The following is a 24,216-nucleotide window of genomic DNA, read 5'->3' as shown; positions in this document are numbered from 1 at the left end:
CTTTTACGCTTAGCTAATATTCGTTTTGTTGTTTTAGTGTTAACTTTAAAACCACTAAAATGAAAAGAATGAATTTTTTATCAATGGCAGGTTTCGCGCTGTTAACAATGGGTGTCTCATGCGATAAATTAGATGATTTTATTGGAGGAGGGCATCAGGAAGAAGAGAGTAGAAAGCCACTAATTATTGCACACAGAGGAGCGCAGTCCATTTATCCAGAACATACGCTAAAGGCCTATGCCAAGGCTGTTGAAATGGGTGCGGACTATATTGAGCCAGACTTTGTAATGACAAAAGATAGCTTTTTGGTAGCTAGACATGAGCCTTTTATTTCTGGTACAACAAACGTTGCAGATCTACCTGAATTTGCCAACCTAAAAACCACTAAAAATCTAGATGGTAAAGAAATAACGGACTGGTTTGTTTCGGATTTTACTTTAGAACAGATTAAGAAATTAAAAGCCAAGCAGGCACGTTCTGATCGCTCTGATCAGTTTGATGGGATGTTCGAGATTCCAACAATAGATGAAATCATTGCTTTGGCTAAATCAAAAAAGACCCTAAAAGGAAACGATGTTGGTCTTTATCCAGAAATGAAACATCCATATTTTCACAACCAAATAGGTCTTGCTATTGAAGATGCACTATTAGCTAAGTTATCTGAAGCAAAATTAGACTCGTATGACTCGCCTGTGTTTGTGCAGTGTTTTGAGGTGGCGCCTTTACAATACATCAATTCAAAATCAGACGTTAAGTTGGTTCAATTAATTTCGACCTATAATGTAAATGCAGATGGTACTTTGGATTATAATGTGCCTGAAGGCGATTTTATTTCATACGCAGCGCCTTTTGATTTTTATGCCAATGGAGATGCAAGAACCTACGAATTTTTTTCTACTGAGGAAGGTATGCGCTTTACGGCAACCTATGCAGATGGTATTGGCCCTTGGAAACCGTTTGTAATTTCGTTTACAAAGGATGAAAGCGGAGCTATTTCTGTTCTGCCAAAAACCGATTTTATTGAGTTGGCGCACAAAAATGACTTGCAGGTACACCCATATACCTTCAGAAACGAAGATGAGAAGTGGAGTAATGGCGATGCTGAAGCCGAATATCACATTTTCTTTGATGCAGGCGTAGATGGTGTCTTTACAGATTACACAGACGAAGCTGTAAATGCCATAAAAACTTGGGAAAGCACAGATAAAAAGTAGATTTACCGATTCATTTAGATATAAAAAAACGCCCGAACCAATTGGTTCGGGCGTTTTACATTATGTTAACAACAAAAAATCTTATAATTAAATCTTAGCAGATTTAACTGTTTTGATAATTCTACCAGCAATCTTGTATGGATCACCGTTAGAAGCAGGTCTTCTATCTTCCAACCAACCTTTCCAGCCTTGCTCTACTGTAATAATTGGAATACGGATAGAGGCACCTCTATCGGAAACACCAAAGCTAAAGTCGGTAATAGAAGCAGTTTCGTGAAGACCAGTCAAACGTTGGTCGTTAAATTCACCATAAACTTCAATATGTTCTTTTACAACTGGACGGAAAGCTTCACATATTTTCTCGTATGTTTCTTTAGAACCACATGTTCTTAAAACCTCATTAGAGAAGTTGGCATGCATACCAGAACCATTCCAGTCCATATCTTTACCTAATGGTTTTGGGTGGTAATCAATATAGTAACCATATTGTTCAGTTAATCTATCTAAAAGGTATCTAGCTACCCAGATTTCATCTCCAGCTTTTTTAGCACCCTTAGCGAACAATTGAAATTCCCATTGTCCAGAAGCAACTTCTTGGTTGATTCCTTCAAAATTTAAGCCAGCATCAATACAAAGATCAGCGTGCTTTTCAACTAGTTCTCTACCGTGTGTATGTAAACCACCTACAGAACAGTAGTACATTCCCTGTGGAGCAGGGTATCCACCGATAGGGAAACCTAACGGAAGTTGTGTTTTTGTATCCATGATAAAGTACTCTTGTTCAAAACCGAACCAGAAATCATTATCATCGTCATCAATACCGGCTCTACCGTTTGAAACATGTGCAGTACCATCAGCATTCAAGACCTCAGTCATTACTAAAAAGGCATCTCTACGTGCAGGATCTGGATAGATTGCAACAGGTTTTAATAAACAGTCGGAAGACCCGCCTTCGGCTTGTCTTGTTGAGCTTCCATCAAAAGACCACATATCGCAATCCTCTAATTTACCACCAAAATCGTTTACAACTTTAGTTTTGCTACGCATGTTCTGTGTGGGGAAATATCCATCCAACCAGATGTACTCTAATTTAGTTTTGCTCATAATTACGGTAATTAATTTTAAATTTAAAGACGAACAAAAATATGTTTTTTACTGAATTATACTAATTTTTAGGGGGGTAAATATGAAAAAAATGAGTATAATTTAATATAGCCCCGTTTTTAATGGGGTATTTTGAAATAAGTTGATTATTTTAAGTTTTTATTATTAATTCGTTAATCCTTATTTTAGCCGATAAAAATCCAGTAAAAGTATGTCTAGACAACGATTTGATGCTATTGCCGAGAGTAGAAAAAGAGAGCGTGTAAGCGTTGATGAAAATGGGCGTAGATCAGAGCTTTTTGCGAACAATGTATTCAATAATCAACGCATGTTACAATACCTTACCAAAGATGCTTTGGCAAGTGTACAGGGCGCTATTTTTTCAGGGTCAAAAATTGATAGAAAAATTGCGGATCAAGTGGCCGAAGCCATGAAGGGGTGGGCTATTGAAATGGGTGCTACACATTATACGCACTGGTTTCAGCCACTTACTGGAGCTACCGCAGAGAAGCATGATGCCTTTTTTGATTTAATGCCGGATGGTAGGGCTTTGGAGAAATTTGGAGGCGGACAATTGGTACAACAAGAACCAGATGCATCTAGTTTTCCCAGTGGCGGAATTCGTAATACATTTGAGGCAAGAGGATACACTGCATGGGATCCAACAAGTCCAGCTTTTGTATATGATACTACCTTATGTATACCTACGGTATTCGTTTCGTATACCGGAGAGGCCTTAGATAATAAAGCACCTTTGTTGCGTGCTCTAGGTGCTGTTGACGAAGCTGCAACGGCCGTAGCTAGATATTTTGATAAAACAGTAGTAAAAGTAAATGCTACTTTGGGTTGGGAACAAGAATATTTCTTGGTAGATAAGGAACTTGCTTTTTCTAGAATTGATATTAGTTTAACTGGGCGAACATTAGTTGGTCATTCAGCGGCAAAAGGTCAGCAGTTAGACGATCATTATTTTGGAGTAATTCCTTTACGGGCCATTAATTTCATGAAGGAATTAGAGGTAGAGTGTATGCGCCTTGGTATTCCATTAAAAACAAGACATAATGAAGTGGCTCCTAATCAATTTGAATTGGCTCCTGTTTATGAAGAAGCAAATTTGGCGGTAGATCATAATTTGCTTTTAATGGATGTTATGGACCGTATTGCGGATAGGCATCATCTAAAGGTTCTTTTTCATGAAAAACCATTTGCAGATATTAACGGATCGGGTAAGCATAATAACTGGTCATTAGCTACGGATACGGGGGTAAATTTATTGAGTCCTGGTTCTACGCCAATGAAGAATCTTCAGTTTTTGACGTTTTTTATAAATACGATTAAAGCTGTTGATACCTATGAAGAATTGTTGCGATCGTCTATTGCCTCAGCAGGTAATGATCATCGATTGGGGTCTAATGAAGCGCCACCAGCTATCTTATCTATATTTGTTGGTAAACAGTTAAGTAGTGTTTTAGACGAATTGGAAGGTGTGTCCAAAGGGAAATTATCGCCGGAAGAGAAAACGGAACTTAAACTGAACGTTGTTGGTAAAATACCTGAAATTTTATTAGATAATACAGATCGTAACCGTACATCTCCCTTTGCGTTTACTGGTAATAAATTTGAAATGCGTGGTGTTGGGTCAAATACAAACTGCGCAAAACCAATGACTATTTTAAATACAATTGTAGCGAAACAGTTGCAAGAGTTTAAAAAGGAGGTAGATGCATTGGTAGATAAAAAAAGCCTAAAAAAAGATGAGGCTGTTTTTAATGTGTTGCGTGAATATATCAAAACTTCAAAACGTATTCGTTTTGATGGAGATGGGTATAGCGATGAATGGGAGAAAGAAGCAAAGCGAAGAAAATTAAGTAATAATAAAAATACGCCAGAAGCTTTACAGATTTTGACTTCAAAAGAGAGTTTAAGCCTTTTTGAGTCTATGGGTGTAATGAGTGAAAAAGAGGTTACGGCAAGACAAGAAGTTGAGCTGGAAGCTTATATTCTACATATTCAAATTGAGGGTAGGGTTTTCAATGAATTAGTTTATAATCATATTATTCCTTCGGTAATAGAATACCAGAATATTTTGATTAAAAATGTTTTGGGCTTAAAAGAAATTTATGGTGCCGCACATAGGAAATTGACGGATGGCCAGTCGGGAATTATTGAGCAGATTGCCGAGCATGTTACCGAGCTTAAAAAGCAGACAGATGCAATGATCGATGCCAGAAGAAAAGCGAACAAGCTTACCGATACCCATAAAAAAGCATTTGCTTATTGCGATAATGTAAAACCATATTTTGATGAAATACGAATGCATTGTGATAAGTTGGAAAGGTTAGTGGATAACCGCTTTTGGCCTTTAACTAAATACCGTGAGTTGTTGTCTATTAAATAGGAAAAAACAGTATGTTCTGTCACCTGTATTTTAGATGGCAATTAGCTGAGAGGCACAAATATTGGTCAAAGTGATGTAAGGCAGCGGTGAAAAGGTATACTAAGTAAAGAATATTATAAATATTTTCAATATGCATAGTACCTTAAAAAAATACCTTTTCACCTTGCTTTTTTTATTTTCTATTTCTCTTTTTTCTCAGGGAGCGTGGACAAAAGCAAAAAACGAAGCTTACGTTCAACTATCTTATTATAATATAGCTGGTTATTCCGGTATCTACGGAAATCCCGATTATAGAACCGAGCGTAAAATAACAGATAACACCCTTCAACTTTTTGGTGAATATGGTATTTCTGATAAGACTACTGTTTTATTAAGTCTACCTATTAAAATGATAAAAGCTGGCGATGTAGTATCATCTGCTACTGGCATACCTATTACTTCAGATGGTTCTGAAACCGCTTTGGGTAATTTGGTTATTGGCGTAAAACATCAACTTTATAATAATAAATGGGTGATTTCCGGTCAATTTAATATTGAGGCCAACACCGGAAACTATTTTGAGGCATCCGGACTTAGAAGTGGTTATGATACATTTACATTATCTCCAAAACTGAATATTGGTAGAGGTTATGATAATTTCTTTGTTCAGGCATCTACAGGAGTTGATATTCGTTTTAATGACTATAGTTCAAATTTTAGAGCTAGCGCTGAAGCTGGTGTAAAACCCATAAAACGACTTTGGTTAATTGGTTTTCTTGACTTTTTAACTTCTTTTGAAAACGGAGAGGTTATACTTCCGGAAGCTAATTTGGCCACAGGGTTGTATCTTAATGATCAAGAATATGTTGCCTATGGCATAAAGGGTATAGTTGAAATTACAGAAAAGTTTGGCGTACTAGCTAACTACACTTCAGCAATTTCAGGAACAAATGTGCCTAAAAGAGCTGTTATTGGTGGGGGTATTTATCACAAATTTTAATCTACTTGAGAACTTTTAGAAAGTTTTTTTTGTCAAGCTATGATTATTCGGTGAATACCTTATTTTTGCCCAAAAGCCACAATAATGAGTTCGTCTACTAGTGAAAGATATAGCCAAAGAGGTGTTTCAGCCTCAAAAGAAGATGTGCACAACGCAATAAAGCATATTGATAAGGGACTCTTTCCAAAAGCGTTCTGTAAGATTGTGCCAGATTATTTAACGAATGATGAGGGTTATTGCTTGGTAATGCATGCAGATGGTGCCGGAACAAAATCTTCGTTGGCATATATGTACTGGAAGGAAACGGGAGATCTATCCGTATGGAAAGGTATTGCCCAGGATGCACTTATTATGAACATAGATGATCTTATCTGTGTAGGAGCAACTGATAATATTATGCTTTCTTCCACTATTGGACGCAACAAAAATTTGATTCCCGGTGAAGTAATTTCGGAAATCATTAATGGAACAGAGGAACTGATCAAAGATTTAGCTACACACGGTTTAACAATCCGTTCTACAGGTGGCGAAACGGCAGATGTGGGTGATTTGGTACGTACCATTATTGTAGATTCTACGGTTACTGCTCGTTTAAAGAAGAAAGACGTTATAGATAACGCCAATATAAAAGCAGGAGATGTTATTGTTGGTTTGGCCTCATTTGGTCAAGCTACTTACGAAAAAGAATACAACGGAGGTATGGGTAGTAATGGACTTACCTCTGCAAGACATGATGTGTTTTCTAAATATCTTGCGGAGAAATATCCAGAGAGTTTTGATGCTTCCGTGCCAGATGATTTGGTGTATTCAGGTAACACAAAATTGACCGATAAAATTGATGATGTTCCTTTGGATGCTGGTAAATTGGTATTGTCGCCAACCCGTACCTATGCACCTATTGTAAAGAAAATCCTTACTAAGTATACTTCTGAAGATATTCATGGTATGGTGCACTGTAGTGGTGGTGCGCAAACCAAAATTCTACATTTTATAGATGAGCTTCACGTTATAAAGGATAATCTTTTTCCTGTTCCACCACTTTTTAAATTGATTCAAGAGCAATCCGGTACAGATTGGAAAGAGATGTATCAGGTTTTTAATTGTGGTCATCGTCTTGAGATTTATACGAATGAAGCTGTAGCCAAAGAGCTTATTGCTATTTCAGAAAGTTTTGGCGTAGATGCTCAAATTGTGGGTAGAGTAGAGGCAAGTGCTTCTAAAAAACTAACAATTGAGAGCACTTATGGCAAGTTTGTTTATTAAAAGCATACGAATCGATTCAATACTTCGTTTTCTATAGTAAACCTCAGTACTATGGAAAGAAAACAGTTCTTAAAAACTTTAGGAGCCAGCGCGGCTTTTGCTCTCGCTTTCCCATGTTTACATGGTTGTTCTAATGATAGCGAAGAGGATGAAGAAGCGGAAGGAAATACCCCTATACCTACCGGAATAGATTTTACCCTAGACTTAAGTGATCCCGAAAATGCAAAACTTGCCGATAATGGCGGATTTGTATTGAAAAATTTAGTGGTTGTAGCTAAAAATCTGCAAGGAGAATTTGTTGCCGCTAGCCAAGTTTGTAGTCATCAAGGTTATGAGGAAGTACGTTTTGTTGATTTGGATGGTGGTATCTTTTATTGTGATGTACACGGGTCTCGTTTTGAGCAAAACGGAACGCCAATCAATAAGGTAGATGGCGCAACAGCAAAAACATTGAAGATTTTTAAAACCGAATTAACTGATAATATGTTGCGCGTTTTTGAATAAATGGCACCGAATTTGTTTTAGCCAAGATATGAAGAAGATCTTATTTTTATTTTGCATGATTGTTGTCACTTCTCTTTCTGCCCAAAATTGGCAGGAAAATTACAAAGAAGCTCAGGCTTTGGCAAAAGAGAACGACAAGAATTTACTATTGGTTTTTGCTGGGTCGGATTGGTGTGCACCTTGTATAAAACTAGAAAAGGCAATTTGGGAATCACAAGAATTTAAGAAATTCGCCGAAACGGATTTAATACTTTATCGAGCTGATTTTCCAAGAAAAAAAGCTAATAAACTTAGTGAAGAGCTAACAGCTCAAAATAACAACTTAGCAGAAAAGTACAACGCTCAGGGTCATTTTCCTTTAGTGGTTCTGTTGAATAAAGAGGCTAAGGTCTTAGGGCAAACAGGCTACCTTAAGCTTTCTCCTGATGAATATATAACACATTTAAAATCTATGTTTTAGTGAGAATAGTATTTTACATACTTTCTTTTTTTTACTTATCCAGTGGCTTTGCCCAGGAGAAGAAACTAGTGACTGTGCATAAGGCTATGGAGCTTATGGGTACACGGTTTGATATTACTGTTGTATCTGGTAATGAAGATTTAGGGTATATAAATATTGAAGAAGCCACTGCGGAAATTCTTCGGATAGAAAACATGATTTCTGCATGGAACCCGGATTCCGAAACTTCTTTGATAAATAAAAATGCAGGTATAAAGCCAGTAAAAGTTAGCTTGGAGTTATATATGTTGATTGAGAGAGCCAAACAAATTTCTGAAATTACGGATGGCGCTTTCGATATTACGTTTGCTTCCATGGATGATATCTGGAAATTTGATGGATCCATGAAGAATATGCCAAGTCCTGAAGATATTAGTGAGTCGATTAAGAACGTAGGTTACGAAAAAATTATTTTGAACCCCATAGAGAGAACAGTGTATTTGAGTCAAAAGGGCATGAAGATTTCTTTTGGAGCAATTGGTAAAGGCTATGCTGCAGATAAAGCTAAGGAGTTTCTTGTTTCTAAACAGGTTTTGGGTGGCATTATCAATGCGGCAGGAGACCTCACTACTTGGGGGACAAAAGCAACAGGAGAAAAATGGTTGATTGGTATAGCGAACCCATTAAGTGACGAAAAGATTTTTTCTTGGTTACCAGTTGTAGAATCTTCAGTGGCAACCTCAGGCAATTCTGAAAAATACGTCACTTTTGATGGTGTAAAATATTCGCATATTATAAATCCTAGAACTGGTTATCCTTCTACTGGAATTAATAGTGTTTCTGTTTTTGCAAAGAGCGCAGAACTTTGTGACGCTTTGGCAACGGCAGTATATATAATGGGCAAAGAAGATGGGTTGGCTTTGATAAATCAATTGGGCGTTACCGAAGTTATTTTAATTGATGCTGATAATAAAGTGTATAAGAGTAGTGGTATTCTATTAAACGAAAAGCCCTAATATCTTCAATTTTTACATCTCCACGATACAATGAAAGATAACCTTCATTTCTTAAATTTTCTCGGAATTCATTTGTTTGGAAAATCTTCTTTAATTAGATAGAATTGTTAGAAGTTGGGTTTATTCAATTGTAAACCTGCTAAATACTTCAGATGTCGTAAGCGGAAATGAAGAAGAAAAATCAGGTAGGTTGTTTTATTTTATAACTTTTTAAAGTAGATAGCACCATATAATTGCGATACAACTTCATTAGTCTATAACTAAAAGAATGCTTTTTATCAAAACAAAGGTATATCAATAAATGTACAAATTTGTCGTAAATTCGCAACACAAGTGATGTAAGATAATGATAGATAAACTCAATATTGTTAAGCAGCGTTTTGATGAGGTTTCTGACCTTATTATTCAGCCGGATATTATTTCGGACCAGAAGCGCTATGTAGGATTGACCAAAGAATATTCCGATTTAAAAGAGCTTGTAGCTAAACGTGAGCTGTATTTAGAGCTTATGAACAACATTGAAGAAGCGGAAGAAATTATAGCGGACGGTAGTGATGCAGAGATGGTAGAAATGGCCAAAATGCAACTAGAGGAAGCCAAAGGGGGAATCCCTAAAATAGAAGAAGAAATTAAATTAATGCTCATACCAAAAGACCCTGAAGACGCCAAAGATGTGGTAGTTGAGATTAGGGCTGGAACTGGTGGTGACGAGGCTAGTATTTTTGCTGGAGACTTATTTCGTATGTATACGAAGTATTGTGAAGGTAGGGGTTGGAAAACCAATGTTATAGATTTAAGTGAAGGTACCAGTGGTGGTTATAAAGAGATTCAGTTTGAAGTAACTGGTAAAGATGTTTACGGAACGCTTAAGTTTGAGGCAGGTGTACACCGCGTTCAACGTGTGCCGCAGACAGAAACCCAAGGTAGAGTGCACACCAGTGCCGCAACCGTAATGGTACTTCCTGAGGCTGAAGATTTTGATGTTCAGATAGACCCAAAAGATGTTCGGATAGATTTTTTCTGTTCTTCAGGTCCTGGAGGTCAGTCTGTGAACACCACGTATTCTGCAGTGCGTTTAACACACATTCCTACGGGGTTGGTGGCGCAATGTCAAGATCAAAAGTCGCAGCATAAAAATAAAGATAAAGCTTTTAGGGTATTGCGCTCGCGTTTGTATGATCAAGAACTTGCTAAAAAGCAAGAAGAAGATGCGGCAAAACGTAATTCTCAGGTAAGCAGTGGTGACCGTTCTGCTAAGATTAGAACATACAATTATCCACAAGGTCGTGTTACGGATCACCGTATTGGGTTGACTCTTTACGATTTGCAAAATATTATTGATGGTGATATTCAAAAAATTATTGATGAACTTAGTTTTGTGGAGAATACTGAAAAGCTAAAAGAAGCTTCCGAGATTTTTTAAAGTACCAATTTTTTAGAAACTTAATTATAGATGTAGCTTCTCTACTATGACTACTGAAGAACTTGTTGCCCAAATTAGAAAGAAAAAGTCATTTCTATGTATTGGTCTTGATACCGATTTAGAAAAAATTCCGTCGCACCTTCTTGGAGAAGAAGATCCCATATTCGCTTTTAATAAAGCTATTATTGATGTTACGCATGATATTTGCGTATCGTACAAGCCCAATATTGCTTTTTATGAAGCTTACGGGATTAAAGGGTGGCAGTCCTTAGAGAAGACTATTAAATACATTAACGCTAATTATCCGGAGCTATTTACAATAGCTGATGCCAAGCGGGGCGATATAGGTAATACTTCCACACGTTATGCAAAAGCATTTTTTGAAGATTTGGAATTTGATTCCGTTACCATAGCCCCATATATGGGAAAAGACTCGGTTGAGCCATTTTTGGCTTTTAAAGATAAACACACCATATTATTAGCATTAACATCTAATGTTGGTGCTTTTGACTTTCAAACGAAATTAATAGACGGTAAGGAATTATATAAAACGGTACTGGAGACCTCAAAAACTTATGATAATTCTGAAAACCTAATGTACGTAGTAGGTGCAACCAAAGCAGAGTATCTGAAAGACATTCGGAAAATTATACCTAAAAGCTTTTTATTGGTGCCAGGTGTTGGTGCACAAGGAGGAAGTCTAAAGGAGGTTTGTGAAAACGGTATGAGCGAAAACGTAGGTCTTCTTATAAATTCTTCTAGAGGAATAATTTATGCCTCAGCAGAATCGGACTTTGCGGATGCAGCAAGGCATAAAGCTTTAGAGCTACAACGTCAAATGGCCGAACTTTTATAATTTCCGAAGAAATTACTTCATCATATTTTCTAGAACCCTTTGAATCTTCTCGGCTTTTTGCTCGAAAAATTCAACCAATTTAGCATCTGTGTACTTCATGTCACTGGCTTTGTTCAAAAAGGTCTGATACTGATACTCTAAAAGCGAAATCACGTTTCTGTTTGATGTGATTGGAGTAACTGTTCCTACTTTGCAATACTGATTTTCCATAACTATAAATCCTTTACTACAAATATACGCACGGAATCTAACTTTGGATCTCGATAATCGCTGTAGATAGCAAAAATTAAGTTGAATTGATGATTTATTAACAGTAACCAAATGCAAAGCTTGCGAATCCCTTCTAAGACTTGTTAATAACTCTTTTTTTCTTGCGGTTCTGTTAAATCGTTTTTCGTTAAAATGATAAGAAATTAATAATACCATTCAGGGTACATAGGGAGTGGTGAATCAGATTCTTAGTAATCTTTGATTTTTGTTGAATTTTTCGTTGTCTAATATCTTTGTGAATTATATTTTTAGGTTAATTCAAAAATGGATCAAAAGATTTAATACATTGCAAGGTTCCCAAATGGGAGAAAATAATAGAACACTTGCTGAATTATGTAACATATCTAAATCAAGAATCAGATTCTTGGGTAACCTTCGTGCACGGAGCCGGAGGCAGTTCTTCTATTTGGTTTAAACAATTAAGGGAGTTTAAGAAACACTTTAATATTTTGTTGCTGGACCTTAGGGGGCATGGTGATTCACAACCGGGCTTAAAAGATGCCTTTGACGATAAATATACTTTTGACTTTATCACAGAAGATATCTTAGAGGTGTTAGATTATCTCAAAATCCAAAAATCGCATTTTATAGGTATTTCCTTAGGTACCGTACTTATCAGAAACTTAGCTGAAAAATACCCTGGCCGTGTAGAGAGCATGGTATTGGGCGGTGCTATTATTAGGCTAGATATGCGCTTTAGGATTTTAATGGGCTTTGGCGGTCTTTTTAAATCTCTTGTTCCGTATATATGGCTTTACAAACTGTTTACTTTTGCGATAATGCCAGATGGTAATCATAAAGAGTCTAGATTGCTTTTTGTTCGTGAAGCAAAACGAATGTATCAAAAGGAATTTGTTAGATGGTATAAAATGGGCTCGCAGATAAATAGACTCCTACGTTTTTTTAGAGCAGGAGATATTAATATTCCTACACTCTATGTTATGGGCGGTGAAGATTATCTTTTTCTTCCTTCTGTAAAGAAAATGGTTCAGAAACAATCACAATCTAGTTTGTTGACTATTGAACATTGTGGTCATGTTGTTAATGTAGAACAGCCTCAACTATTCAATCGTTTTGTTATAGATTTTGTTGCTGACGTAGATAGAGGGTTGTAGTATATTGGACTATAGTGGGCACCTTCTCCTGGGGAAAATTAAATATTATCCTTATTTCAAAAAAAAGCATAAAAAAACCGGTGCTCCCACCGGTTTTAAACTAACTAACTCAAAAATTACTAACTCAAAAATTCAGTATCACAATCTCTAATTTAAAATGATCAACAAGGTCTTAGAGATTGGTAGCCAATAAAGACTACTTATGAATTTAACGGGTTAATTTTCAAGTTATTGTAAGGTTAATACAAAATATTTATTTTTAATCCTGTAAGCTAAAAACACGTCTTAAAAGATCAGTTGTTCTAGAGCTTGCATCATTTCTTATTTCCTTTTCTTCTACAGCGATCATCGTGAATACGCCATTAAGTGCTTCTTGTGTAACATAGTCAGTTAAGTCAGGATTAACCTTCTTTGTCAGTGGTATGTTATTATATTTTGTAATAAGGTTGCTCCAAATCTTATCGGCACCTACTTTGCTAAAAGAATTCTTTATAACCGGATTGAATTTAGCGTAAAGTTGCGTTTGTGTAGCCGAGGTCAAATATTGAGTAGCCGCATTGTCGCTTCCTAATAAAATATTTTTGGCATCACTAAATGTAATTCCCTTTACCGCATCTACAAAAATAGGAGTGGCTTCGCCAACAGCATCTTCTGCAGCTCTATTCAATACTTTAAGACCTTCATCGGCCAAACTACCAAGTCCAATATCACGAAGAGTTTTATCTACTTTCTGTAGTTCTTCTGGTAGAAGTATTTTTACGGCTTCGTTTTTTAAGAAACCATCTTCTTGTGTAAGCTTGCTTACTTGCGTTTTAATGCCTTTGTCCAATGCTTCTCTAAGTCCCGCAGCAATTTGATCATTGCCTAGGGCAACGCTTCCTTGCGGTAATTGGTTTACGACCTGTTGAAGTTCGTGACAAGAATTTAAGCTCAGTGCAAGAAATAATATAACCAGTTTTTTCATAACTTTTTTAAAATTTAGTATTGAGAAAAAAGAGCAGCCTATTAGGTACAGGTATTCTATGTAACTAAGAACCTTTAACACTTCTTTCTATGTCTTAGGATATACTACGAAAAAATCACTGTCTTATTGTTGTAGACCATAGTCTTTCTAAGAATATGTAGTTTAACTGCTCTAGAAAGCACAATTTTCTCTAAATCACGACCTTTAGCAATAAAATCTTTTATACTATGGGCATGCGTAACTGTAGTAACATCTTGTTCTATAATGGGTCCTGCATCTAATTCTTCGGTAACATAGTGACTTGTGGCTCCAATAATTTTTACACCACGTTTAAAAGCCGCGTGATAAGGTTTAGCGCCCGCAAATGCCGGTAAAAATGAGTGGTGAATATTTATAATACGATTAGGGAAGTTGCTTATGATTTTTGGACTTACAATTTGCATGTATCTTGCCAAAACAATAAAATCGACTTCATATTCCTTTAAAAGCTCTAATTGTTTCGCCTCAGCTTCGGCTTTAGTGTCTTTCGTTACAGGTATGTGGTAATATGGAATATTAAATTGGTCGGCAATAGGTTTAAGATCCGGGTGGTTACTGATAATGAAAGGAATATCAACTTCAAGTTCACTAGAGTTAAATCTACTTAAAAGGTCGTATAAACAATGGTTGTATTTAGATACAAAAAGTGCCATCTTAGGTTTTACACCTGCCTCGTGCATACTCCATTGCATGTTGTACCTATCGGCAAGTTCACGCTGAAATTCATCTTTGAATTTCTCAGTAGGGAAACTTGAGCCTTCAAAATCACTATCCAAACGCATGAAAAATACGTTAGTTTCTTTATCTACATGCTGGTCAAGATAAATGATGTTCCCTTTATGTTGATGTATAAAGTTAGTGGTAACACTTATGATTCCCGCTTGATCGGGACAATGAATAAGAATAGTTGTTTTCAAAATAGATAATTTAAAATCCAAAATTAGAACTTTAAACTAACAATTTTAGTATATCGTAAATTTAAAACAAAATGAAGAGGAGGTTGTTTAATTAAAATAATTGGTACCTCCTTCAGGGAAAGAATTTCGCCATTTCTTAAAAGAACGTCTAAAGATTTTTATTTCCTTTCTCAAAAGGTTCAGGTATTCTTTTTCTTTTACTCCATCCTTTTCTAAGCCATTACAGTAAGAATTAATATTACGAATCATAATATTAATGAAGCTCGCACTTTTCATCCGCTCTAAATGACACCCACTAATTTCTGCAGAAGCAATCTTTTTAGGTATAAGAATAGCGTCCGTTAATAAAGAATTTGCAATAGTATCTCTGTGGCTATTAGATTGATAGAGATTCATGAGATCTTTGTTAAAAGAAACGTACGAAGCAATCTCCCTGCTCATATGGCAGAGCTGTAAAGCTTTTTTATAGACCGGTAAGGCCCGAAGATTATCGTAAGACATTTTTCTAATACTAAGAATTAGGATTATTAAAGTTACGGCCAGTTTCTAAGTTTTACCTTTAGAATCGAAAGTGATTTCATATATTAGCTTTAGATAACAAGCTATTTATAAATTTTAGGCTCGAAAATGAATATAGACGATTTAAACTGGAAAATACTCAAACTTTTACAGGCAAATGCTCGCGAAACCTATGTGGACATTGGTAGGCAAGTAGGCCTTACGGCACCCGCTGTTGCAGAGCGCATAAAGAAGATGGAAGACCTAGGTATTATAGAAGGTTATAACACTAAAGTTTCACATGCAAAAACAGGACACCATCTAAAAGCCATAATAACTTTAAGAGCCTTCATGGGGAAACTAAAACCTTTTTTAGAGACCGTAAAGACGTATAAGGAAGTGGTAAACTGTTATCGTATTACTGGGAATGAGAATATTGTAATGGAGGTTGTATTAAAAGATCAGTTTCACCTGGAGCGATTTATAGATAAACTAATTCAATACGGTGAGACACGTACCCATATTATCCTATCCAACGTAGTGTCAAGTGCACCAATAGGAAAGAATCCCTTTTAGAAAGGAGTTATAGATAAAATAATTCCGTTCCCCGAAATTTCTAAATAAGTGTCAAGAACCTGTAAAGAGTTTCTTATATTTAACTTTCAGGCTTTCTGAAATCATGCTATTGAAAATGAAAATATTAGGTTTTTTAGTATTATTACTGTCGTCTTTTGGGCTCTGGGCTCAAATAAACGTTGATGTCACCACGTACTCCGTAGAGGAGTTGGTGAAGGATGTTCTAATAAATAGTAATTGCGCAGAAACCGATAATTATACTTCAAAGACAGGTACCGCAGAGGGTGTGAACGGCATTGGTTATTTTGAGGCTAATAGTTCTGACTTTCCGTTTGAAGAAGGTATTGTTTTAAGTACAGGTAGGGCCAAGCTGGCAGAGGGTCCTAATGATGATATTCACAATTCAGGGAGTGATCAGTGGCTGGGTGATGCCGATTTAAAATCCATTACGGGGTCAGATTTACTTTTCAATGCATCTTACATTCAATTTGACTTTGTTCCCCAAACCAATAGCATCAGTTTTAATTTCTTGTTTGCATCAGAGGAATATCAAGAAAATTACCAATGTACTTTTGGAGATGTTTTTGCATTTATATTAACCGATTCAAACGGTGTTTCTACAAACTTGGCTATAATTCCCAATAATAAGTTACCTGTTAGTGTTACTAGTATACGGCCGGGAGTGACAGGGGAGTGCGACAGTCGCAACCTTTCTTATTTTGATAAGATTAACGGAGCCGATTCAGCAATATCTTTTCATGGTCAGACCGTTAGTATGACAGCGGAGTCTTTGGTAGTGCCGGGAGATTCATATACCATTAAGCTGGTAATAGCGGATAATCGCGATTCTCAAGTAGATTCGGCAGTTTTTTTAGAAGCAGGAAGCTTTTCTTTGGGATATGATTTAGGTGATGATAGGACTGTGGTTAGCGGAAACCCAGCTTGTGTTAATGAAACTATAGCTTTAGATGCTACCGTTGTAGGTGTTAACGATTATATATGGTTTAAAGATGATGCAGAAATTGTAGCTTGGTCGGGACTATCAAAAGTAGATGTTACTGAGGGTGGCGAATATCGTGTAGAGCTTGTTTTTTCAGAATCTTGTGTTGCCACAGGAACTTTAGAGGCTGATTTTATTCCTGTTCCTATAACTAGTGATGAGCCGGATTCGTTAATTTTTTGTAACGTAGACGGTACTGCTGGTAAGGTAATAGATCTTACCGTTAATGATGAACCAATACTTGGTGAACAGGACTCTAAAATATATCAAGTTACGTATTACTTGTCATTAGAAGATGCAGAGGCTTTTGAAAATGCAATTGAAACTCCTGAAGCCTATGAAATAACAAATGCATCAGAGACTATTTTTGCCAGAATATCATCTGGAAATAGTTGTTATGAAACCTCCTCTTTTGAAGTAGAGCTATTGGGGGTGGATTTTGAGTCAGATTTAGAGGAAGAGTATATTCTTTGTTTAGATTCTAATGGGGAAACAATAGAACCCTTACCAATTTTAAATACAGGACTATCAACAGTAGAATATGGTTTTACATGGTATAAAGACAGTATTTCTCCGGAAAATTTAATAGCAGGTGCTATGGATGCTTTTTATATAGCAGATGAAGAAGGTATTTACGTGGTCAATCTCAGTAATAAAGAATTAGGCTGTGAATTTTCTTTGTCTACCCAAGTAGTTGTTTCGCCACAGGCAGAGGTTTTTGAAGTTGTATTTGTTTCGGACCCTTTTACAGATAATAATACAATAGATATTGTGGCTGAGGGAGATGGCACTTATCTTTATAGTGTTGATGGCGCAGATTTTTCTTCAGGAAATAGATTTGAAAATCTAACAGCAGGAGAGCATACTGCTTTTGTAACTGATATTCATAACTGTAGCACAATCTCACAAGAATTTACAGTTGTAGATTTTCCACGGTTTTTTACGCCTAATGGTGATGGTGATAATGAAAGATGGTCTATAGTAGGTTTTGAGGGAATGGAAGACCCGGATGTAAGTATCTATAATCAATATGGAATGTTGTTGTTTCAGTTTAGGGGAAACGATAGTTGGGACGGTACTTTTAATGGAAAAATAGCCCCATCAAATGATTATTGGTTTAGGGTGGAATATACCAAGGATGGAGAACGAAAAGAGTTCAAGAGTCATTTTTCCTTAAAAAGGTAACAGCCTTACACCTTGTTTAGAAACACCAAACGCTATTTTTTAGTGGTATTTATTAAGTTTTACAATGTAAAATGTATAAAATAACAAACTTTCTGTAGGAGAATGCTCGCTAATCATTAATTTTAATTCATGGATTTGGAAAAAATTAATGAGTACGCTCAGATTGCTACGGATAAGGTAATTTTTTATGTACCTCGAATTTTCTTAGCGGGACTCATTTTGTGGATCGGTTTTAAGATTGTCAAGAAAATAGTAGAACTCGTAGGGAAGGCCTTAGAAAAGACTGGGTTTTCAGAAACGTTAAGACCTTTTTTATCATCCATAGTAGGGGTGCTTTTAAAAGGTACGGTTCTGTTTGTCATAGCGACCGTACTTGGTGCCGACTTAACTGGTTTGTTTGCAATATTAGCTGCAGCTGCCTTTGCTGTAGGTATGGCTTTGCAGGGCAGTTTAGGGAATTTTGCTTCTGGGATTTTAATTTTAACTCTTAAACCTTTTAAGGTAGCAGATTGGATTCAGGTTGAAGACAAGTTTGGTAGAGTGGTTGAAATTGGTATTTTTAGTACAGATGTACTTACTCCCGGTAATAAAATATTGATTATTCCCAATTCAATGATTACTGAATCTGTCGTAACGAACTATTCTGAAAAAGGGATGATCAGGTTGGAGCTAGAGGTTACCATGCCTTATGAAGAAAGTTTTCCAAGAGTAAGACAGGTCTTAGAGGACGCTTTAAAAGAAGTTTCAAAAATACTTCCTGACCCCATGCCGGAAATTGGTATTGTAGATTTTGATTCCCATAATGTACAATTGATTGTGCGGCCATATGTGTTGCCCGATGATTTTTGGGAAGTAACTTTTAGTGCCAACAAGGCCATAAAAAAGGCCTTTAGCGCACATGATATTAAAGTGGCTTACTCAGAAGGTGTTGAAATAGGTAAAATAGGAGAATAATCTTATCTCCCTGTATATTTATGAGATACATAGCTAGCAAAGATTTTAGGTACTGGCCGTTTGGCTAGATTTTTGATGATTAAATTTTATGAAAAGAATACTACTGTTACTGGCCCTTAGTGCTACGTTTATTGGTTCTGCCCAAAATATCACATTAAAAAAAGGTGTAATAATAGATTCGTTAATTGTAAACGATACAATTCCTGAGACATTTTCGTTATACCTGCCAAAGAAGTTTGAGGTTTCTAAAACTTGGCCGGTAGTATTTGTTTTTGATATGAACGGTAGAGGCAAACAATCTCTAGCTATGTTCAGTGCTGCAGCTGAAGAACAAGGATTTGTGCTTGCGGCTTCCAACAATATTAGTGATACACTATCTATTGCTAAAAATATATTAATTACTAGTAGAATGTTTAATACGGTAACAACAATGTTACCCATTAGGAAGAGAGGCATATATACGAGTGGTTTTTCTGCCGGTGGCAGGTTCTCTACTTTGATTCCTACTTTTATACAGGGAGTGGAAGGCGTAGTTGCTTGTGGTGCGGCAGTAGCTAATTTTGAGGTGCTTACCAGTAGAAACCCATTTCATTTTATTGGAATTGTGGGTGATGAGGATTTTAGTTATTCTGACATGTTGATCGTAGAAAAAGTACTGAGCAGAATGAAATTCCCTAACCAGTTATTGGTTTTTGATGGAGGACATGAATGGCCTAAAACAGAAGATTTGAGTTCCGCTCTTAGACTTTTGACAATGGCAGCTATGGCTAAAGGTAATGTAACAAAGGATGAGGCGTATGTTGATGCAAACTACACAGCGGATTTGGTAAAAGTAAATAGGTTGTATACCGCAAACAAACCTGTATTAGCCGATAACTGGTTGGAAGAGATGTCCGAGATATACCAGCCTTTTATACCTTTAGATTCTATAAAAGCTAGTAGAAAGGCGGTACGAAGAAGCCGATTGTTTAAAAATCAAAATAGAACTCAGAATGCGCTCTCTTTAAAAGAAAGCTTAATTAAAGATGAGTATAATTATTACTTGGAGGAAGATATTCTTACCTATAATTACAACAATTTAGGGTGGTGGAAATACCAAATGGAAGATCTTCAAAAATTTCAAAAAAATCCAGTAGTGCTTGGGCAAAAGATGGGGAAACGTTTGGAAGGTTATTTGAAAGCATTGGTCTCTGATAATGTAGATATGCTAAGCGCAGAAGAGCCGATTGATGGAGAAGCCTTAAATTTTTTATGGATGCTGAAGACTGTCATTGAGCCAGATAATTATGAAAGTTACTTAAAAATCATATCCTACACTGCCAAAACAGATGATTATGGTACAGCTCTTTTTTACTTAGAGGAGCTTCTGAAAAAAGGGTATAAGAACCGTAGTGAACTTTATGGGCTAGAAAATACTGCATTGTTACGCATTACGCCAGAGTTTAATGAATTGGTCGAGAAATATTTAAAAGGTGCCCGCTATAACATTATTGAAGAGTAATAGCTGTTAGTTCACAATAAGATGTGGCGTTTCCGTTAAGTTCCAATCAATGACCAAGCCTTTAGCTAGGGCATCAGTAACTTCTTTTCCGTATAGGTATTCACATAGGTAGAGGGCTGCTTCAAAACTTTTAGCGCCTCCTGCAGAAGTAATATATTTTCCATCGTGAACAAATAGAACGCTATCGGCTACTTTTAAGTTGGGAAACATCTTTCGGTATACTTCAATGTCACTAGGAAAGGTAGTTGAGGTTTTATCTTTAAGTACATCGGCTTTTGCTAAAACAAAAGCGCCATCGCAATGGCTCGTCATAAATAGGGCAGAACTATCTATTTTCCGAACAAAATCTAGCATTATGGTATCCTTCAAATCTGTGTCTAAATGATGTTCCGCACTAGGTATTACCAGAATATCTATTGGTGGCAGTTGCTCCTTTGTGTAATCAAAATCAGGCAATAGGCGCATACCTTCAAAAGTGGTTATAGGCTCCAATGTGTTTGCTACGGTAAAAGTATTCATGGCCTTTATGTTTTCTCGGAATTTAGTATGTTGAAAAATATCGAACGGAGCTGTTAGCTCCGTATTGAAAGTTCCGTCCATAATTAGGAAGGCTACGTTGTAACGATCAGGAGAGATTTCTGGCACAATTCGTTGTAAATCTGTTATGGTCGTAGGCTGTTCTTTTGGTGTGTTGCAGGAGTAAAACAAGATTAGGGTGAGCAGTATTGAATAAAGTTTGTTCATTTTTGGTCTTTTACACTGCAATGTACAATCGGTTCAATTAGGTTAATAACTTTATATTGTATTTTTGTTGTAAAAATTGATTGTATGCGAATTCTTGTTTTGGTTTTTTCCTTTATGATTTTGGGATGTAAGACCGATAAAAAATATCATGATGCACCTGAAGAAAAGGTAGTGGTTGTTGAAACCGATGCATTACAGGCTATCTTGGACCATCAAGAGGAATTAAATAAGGAGTTCAAAGACCCTGAAACGTCTCCATTACCGGATCGTTACAGAATGAATTTTGAAGCATTGGATTTCTTTGCGCCTGATACCAATTATGTTGTAACTGCCAAGTTTGTTCGTACGCCGGAGGCATTACCCTTTTTAATGCCCAGTACTACCGGCGATTCCTCTGAGGAAACGGTTTATGGTATTGCTCATTTTACTTTAAAAGGAAAGAACAGACAATTAGAGGTGTATCAAAATAAAGAGCTGATGCAACAAGAGAATTATAGAGATTACCTGTTTTTGCCTTTCACAGATAACACCAATGGTGTAGAGACGTACACGGGTGGTAGATACATTGATCTCTCAATACCTGATGGTGATACTATAATTATCGATTTTAATAAAGCCTACAATCCATATTGTGCTTATAATAAGAAGTATTCTTGTCCTGTTGTGCCCGGCATAAATAATTTGGATACGGAGATACTTGCAGGTGTAAAAGCTTTTGAGCCTACCAAAAAATAAAGACCCCAACGTTTCACGTCAGGGTCTTTACATAAATTAGCTTAAACTATAAACACTTAACCATTAAAAATCTTTTTTAGAAAGAGTACACTGCAGCTAAAACAAAAGAAGATAAGCTCTTTTGCGCCATTAAGTCACTATCAAGAAAATATCCAGAATCATCTGAAGCCGTATCTAAACGAAGTTCAGGCTTGATCATCAAATTTCCGATAGTAGCACTACCTGTTAAAGTAACCGCAAATACACTTGCATCTCCATCGGCAGTACTTGTTCCAATAGCTCCGAAAGAGTCAGTTTCAGCAAAATATTCTGCTCTAAGACCAATTGCAAAGCTTTCTGAAGTTGTTAATTGAGGGTAAATTGCTGCACCAGCAAAACTTCCTGCGCCGTCACCATCAAAATAAGCTGCGTTCAATCCTAGGAAGAAAGAATCAGATAAATCAAATCCACCTGTATAATCAACTTCGTAAGCACCGTTATCAATCAATAGGTTTAAATACTGTCCGCTATATCCTATTTGTGCTCCGTATGTATATTTACCTGTAACATTCAATTCGGTCATATCAGTTGGGTTCATTACTGCTAACATTAAGCTGAAATCATCTGATAAGGCAATATCAGCCTTTAAACCAGTATGAGAAAATGGACCATAAGAAAACAAGTAAGACGTACTATAGTTGAAATTGGCAACCGGTGATATAACCTCATAGCCTAAGAACGTATTGAAGTTACCAAAGGTTAAAGTAACAGCGTCACTTACATTCCAGTAGGCATATAATTGATTTACTATATTACCTGTTGCTGAATAAATTGGAGAAGCGAATATAGCATCTGTTCCTCTTGGGCCAAATACTAAATCTGCTACAAAACCAACTTTTTCGCCTTCATAACCTGCAACAAAGTTTGCCATACCTAACGAAAAACCTGGCAAATTTGCGAATGATGAACCTGGCGCAGCGTTTGGAGCACCATCTGGCGCAGAGTTATCTCCGTTTAGATTAGCGCGGTAGTATGCGTCAATAGAACCGGTAAAAGTAAACTTTGGTTCAGTTTCTTCTTCTTCCTCTTGTGCAACAACAGCTGTTGCAGAGAAAAGCAGTATTGCTAGAAAAAATAGATTTTTTACGTATTTTGTATTTGTAATCGCTTTCATCTGTATTTTATTTTGTTATCCCTATTAGGAATGATTTAATTGTAATCTGTGAAGATTTAGAAAGGGTTATATAACGGAGCGTTCTGTAAAACGCTCCGTTTCTAATTAATATATTTAATCGTTTATGAAATCTGGGTAAGCATCCATTCCATGTTCATGAATGTCAAGACCTTCGATCTCTTCTTCTTTACTTACTCTAAGTCCCATAGTAGCTTTTAAGGCACCTAGGATAATGAATGTACAAATTACGCAGAAGGCACCTACGATCAATACACCGTACAGCTGAACCATAAATTGACCACCACCGGCTTTTGCTCCAAAAAGACCAACTGCCAAAGTTCCCCAGATACCACATACAAGGTGTACCGCAACGGCACCAACTGGATCATCTAATTTCATTTTATCTACTAGAGAAACTGCAAAAACAATTAATAGACCGGCTAGGAAACCGATAACTACGGCTTCATTAGGAGACATTAAATCTGCACCTGCCGTGATACCAACTAGACCACCAAGAATACCGTTTAAGAACATAGTTAAATCCAAGTTCTTGTAAAGTATAGTTGATAAAATCATAGCTCCAAAACCACCTGCTGCTGCAGCTAAACTTGTAGTTACCAATACTAGAGAGGTTAATTCTGGATCAGCAGATAGTACAGAACCACCGTTAAAACCAAACCATCCCAACCAAAGGATAAGTACACCGGCTGTTGCCATTGGAATACTATGACCAGGTATTGCTTTTGGCTTACCGTCTTCATCAAATTTACCAATACGTGATCCTAATAGGAAGATAGCAACCAATGCGGCCCAACCTCCAACAGAGTGAACTAATGTAGAACCTGCGAAATCATAGAAACCCCATGAATCCAAGAAACCGCCACCCCATTTCCAAGCGCCTACTATAGGATAAACAAGTCCTACGTAAACAACAGTGAAAATCATAAAGGCTCCAATTTTAATACGTTCTGCAACTGCACCAGATACTATAGTTGCTGCTGTTGCTGCGAACATACCTTGAAACAAGAAGTCAGTCCACCATGTGTAACCTCCATCTGCATATTCAGGAGTCATTCCGTTTTCAGGGGCTGCAATACCAAAGCCTGCAAATCCGAAAATTCCTGAAGATCCTTCTTCAAAACCGGGGTACATCATGTTAAATCCCCATGCGTAATAGAGTAAAAGCCCACCTGTAATAATAAAGATGTTCTTAAATAATATGTTTATTGTATTTTTTTGTCTTGTAAGGCCGATTTCTAAAAAAGAAAATCCGGTGTGCATGAAGAATACCAAGGCGGTAGCCAACATCATCCAAACGTTATTTGCTGTAAATAATCCTGCGTCCATTTCTATAAAGTTTAGTTATTGG

23 protein-coding genes are annotated in these 24,216 nt (G+C 36.6%); 15 read left to right on the top strand and 8 right to left on the bottom strand.

All coding sequences use genetic code 11. The features are described 5' to 3' along the window. Positions 1-68: 68 nt before the first annotated feature. Positions 69-1,214 (top strand): glycerophosphodiester phosphodiesterase, encoded by a 1,146-nt coding sequence (locus IWB64_RS01170; protein WP_194532294.1) that lies wholly within the window; start codon positions 69-71, stop codon positions 1,212-1,214. 87 nt (positions 1,215-1,301) lie between these two features. On the opposite strand, the gene IWB64_RS01165 is transcribed toward IWB64_RS01170, so the two are convergent. After that, positions 1,302-2,318 carry a glutamine synthetase beta-grasp domain-containing protein gene (locus IWB64_RS01165; protein ID WP_194532293.1) on the bottom strand — a complete coding sequence of 339 codons (1,017 nt, stop codon included), beginning with the start codon at positions 2,316-2,318 and terminating at the stop codon, positions 1,302-1,304. 211 nt (positions 2,319-2,529) lie between these two features. Between IWB64_RS01165 and IWB64_RS01160 the strand changes: the two genes are divergently transcribed. The 8 genes from IWB64_RS01160 (at position 2,530) to pyrF (ending at position 11,196) form a co-directional block, all read left to right on the top strand. Beyond that, positions 2,530-4,716 carry a glutamine synthetase III family protein gene (locus IWB64_RS01160; protein ID WP_194532292.1) on the top strand — a complete coding sequence of 729 codons (2,187 nt, stop codon included), beginning with the start codon at positions 2,530-2,532 and terminating at the stop codon, positions 4,714-4,716. A 130-nt stretch (positions 4,717-4,846) separates the two neighbouring features. Next, positions 4,847-5,695: a transporter gene (locus IWB64_RS01155; RefSeq protein WP_194532291.1), complete on the top strand. Its 849-nt coding sequence runs from the start codon at positions 4,847-4,849 to the stop codon at positions 5,693-5,695. 84 nt (positions 5,696-5,779) lie between these two features. Continuing rightward, positions 5,780-6,958, top strand: coding sequence for an AIR synthase related protein (locus tag IWB64_RS01150; protein WP_194532290.1), 1,179 nt, complete (start codon positions 5,780-5,782; stop codon positions 6,956-6,958). Between the two features lie 51 nt (positions 6,959-7,009). Continuing rightward, positions 7,010-7,462: a QcrA and Rieske domain-containing protein gene (locus IWB64_RS01145; protein ID WP_194532289.1), complete on the top strand. Its 453-nt coding sequence runs from the start codon at positions 7,010-7,012 to the stop codon at positions 7,460-7,462. 28 nt (positions 7,463-7,490) lie between these two features. Continuing rightward, the gene (locus tag IWB64_RS01140) at positions 7,491-7,922 is read left to right on the top strand and encodes a thioredoxin family protein (protein ID WP_194532288.1); all 432 of its coding nucleotides are present in this window, start codon (positions 7,491-7,493) and stop codon (positions 7,920-7,922) included. Further along, a complete protein-coding gene (locus tag IWB64_RS01135; protein WP_317171938.1) occupies positions 7,922-8,917 on the top strand; it encodes an FAD:protein FMN transferase in 996 nt (331 codons plus the stop codon). The genes IWB64_RS01140 and IWB64_RS01135 overlap by 1 nt, the downstream gene beginning before the upstream one ends. A gap of 346 nt (positions 8,918-9,263) precedes the next feature. After that, positions 9,264-10,340 carry a peptide chain release factor 1 gene (gene prfA, locus IWB64_RS01130; protein ID WP_194532287.1) on the top strand — a complete coding sequence of 359 codons (1,077 nt, stop codon included), beginning with the start codon at positions 9,264-9,266 and terminating at the stop codon, positions 10,338-10,340. Positions 10,341-10,386: 46 nt separating this feature from the next. Beyond that, positions 10,387-11,196 (top strand): orotidine-5'-phosphate decarboxylase, encoded by an 810-nt coding sequence (gene pyrF, locus IWB64_RS01125; protein ID WP_194532286.1) that lies wholly within the window; start codon positions 10,387-10,389, stop codon positions 11,194-11,196. A gap of 12 nt (positions 11,197-11,208) precedes the next feature. Here the strand turns inward: pyrF and IWB64_RS01120 are convergent, their stop codons facing one another. After that, positions 11,209-11,406 carry a hypothetical protein gene (locus IWB64_RS01120; RefSeq protein WP_194532285.1) on the bottom strand — a complete coding sequence of 66 codons (198 nt, stop codon included), beginning with the start codon at positions 11,404-11,406 and terminating at the stop codon, positions 11,209-11,211. A 383-nt stretch (positions 11,407-11,789) separates the two neighbouring features. Between IWB64_RS01120 and IWB64_RS01115 the strand changes: the two genes are divergently transcribed. After that, positions 11,790-12,581 (top strand): alpha/beta fold hydrolase, encoded by a 792-nt coding sequence (locus tag IWB64_RS01115; RefSeq protein WP_194532284.1) that lies wholly within the window; start codon positions 11,790-11,792, stop codon positions 12,579-12,581. A 259-nt stretch (positions 12,582-12,840) separates the two neighbouring features. On the opposite strand, the gene IWB64_RS01110 is transcribed toward IWB64_RS01115, so the two are convergent. The 3 genes from IWB64_RS01110 to IWB64_RS01100 form a co-directional block, all read right to left on the bottom strand. Further along, the gene (locus tag IWB64_RS01110) at positions 12,841-13,545 is read right to left on the bottom strand and encodes a DUF4197 domain-containing protein (protein ID WP_194532283.1); all 705 of its coding nucleotides are present in this window, start codon (positions 13,543-13,545) and stop codon (positions 12,841-12,843) included. 104 nt (positions 13,546-13,649) lie between these two features. Beyond that, the gene (gene purU, locus IWB64_RS01105; RefSeq protein WP_194532282.1) at positions 13,650-14,501 is read right to left on the bottom strand and encodes a formyltetrahydrofolate deformylase; all 852 of its coding nucleotides are present in this window, start codon (positions 14,499-14,501) and stop codon (positions 13,650-13,652) included. Between the two features lie 87 nt (positions 14,502-14,588). After that, the gene (locus IWB64_RS01100) at positions 14,589-14,897 is read right to left on the bottom strand and encodes a hypothetical protein (RefSeq protein ID WP_317171937.1); all 309 of its coding nucleotides are present in this window, start codon (positions 14,895-14,897) and stop codon (positions 14,589-14,591) included. Between the two features lie 231 nt (positions 14,898-15,128). On the opposite strand from IWB64_RS01100, the gene IWB64_RS01095 reads away from it, so the two are divergent. The 4 genes from IWB64_RS01095 (at position 15,129) to IWB64_RS01080 (ending at position 20,215) form a co-directional block, all read left to right on the top strand. Continuing rightward, the gene (locus IWB64_RS01095; RefSeq protein ID WP_155594453.1) at positions 15,129-15,575 is read left to right on the top strand and encodes an Lrp/AsnC family transcriptional regulator; all 447 of its coding nucleotides are present in this window, start codon (positions 15,129-15,131) and stop codon (positions 15,573-15,575) included. 115 nt (positions 15,576-15,690) lie between these two features. After that, the gene (locus tag IWB64_RS01090; RefSeq protein ID WP_194532280.1) at positions 15,691-17,760 is read left to right on the top strand and encodes a T9SS type B sorting domain-containing protein; all 2,070 of its coding nucleotides are present in this window, start codon (positions 15,691-15,693) and stop codon (positions 17,758-17,760) included. Positions 17,761-17,889: 129 nt separating this feature from the next. Further along, positions 17,890-18,714 (top strand): mechanosensitive ion channel family protein, encoded by an 825-nt coding sequence (locus IWB64_RS01085; protein WP_194532279.1) that lies wholly within the window; start codon positions 17,890-17,892, stop codon positions 18,712-18,714. Positions 18,715-18,802: 88 nt separating this feature from the next. After that, positions 18,803-20,215 carry an alpha/beta hydrolase gene (locus IWB64_RS01080; protein ID WP_194532278.1) on the top strand — a complete coding sequence of 471 codons (1,413 nt, stop codon included), beginning with the start codon at positions 18,803-18,805 and terminating at the stop codon, positions 20,213-20,215. A gap of 6 nt (positions 20,216-20,221) precedes the next feature. On the opposite strand, the gene IWB64_RS01075 is transcribed toward IWB64_RS01080, so the two are convergent. Further along, a complete protein-coding gene (locus IWB64_RS01075; protein ID WP_194532277.1) occupies positions 20,222-20,959 on the bottom strand; it encodes a DJ-1/PfpI family protein in 738 nt (245 codons plus the stop codon). A gap of 84 nt (positions 20,960-21,043) precedes the next feature. Between IWB64_RS01075 and IWB64_RS01070 the strand changes: the two genes are divergently transcribed. Then, a complete protein-coding gene (locus IWB64_RS01070) occupies positions 21,044-21,694 on the top strand; it encodes a DUF1684 domain-containing protein (protein ID WP_194532276.1) in 651 nt (216 codons plus the stop codon). Positions 21,695-21,770: 76 nt separating this feature from the next. On the opposite strand, the gene IWB64_RS01065 is transcribed toward IWB64_RS01070, so the two are convergent. Both IWB64_RS01065 and IWB64_RS01060 read right to left on the bottom strand, forming a co-directional pair. Next, complete coding sequence (locus tag IWB64_RS01065; protein WP_194532275.1) at positions 21,771-22,847, bottom strand: outer membrane beta-barrel protein; 1,077 nt, start codon at positions 22,845-22,847, stop codon at positions 21,771-21,773. Positions 22,848-22,961: 114 nt separating this feature from the next. Beyond that, a complete protein-coding gene (locus IWB64_RS01060) occupies positions 22,962-24,194 on the bottom strand; it encodes an ammonium transporter (RefSeq protein WP_194532274.1) in 1,233 nt (410 codons plus the stop codon). Positions 24,195-24,216 lie beyond the last annotated feature (22 nt).

Origin of the sequence: Zobellia nedashkovskayae (assembly GCF_015330125.1) — a bacterium.
GTDB classification, from domain to species: domain Bacteria; phylum Bacteroidota; class Bacteroidia; order Flavobacteriales; family Flavobacteriaceae; genus Zobellia; species Zobellia nedashkovskayae.
Note: the sequence above shows the minus strand (reverse complement) of the source record. Positions and strands in the feature narration are given on the sequence as shown.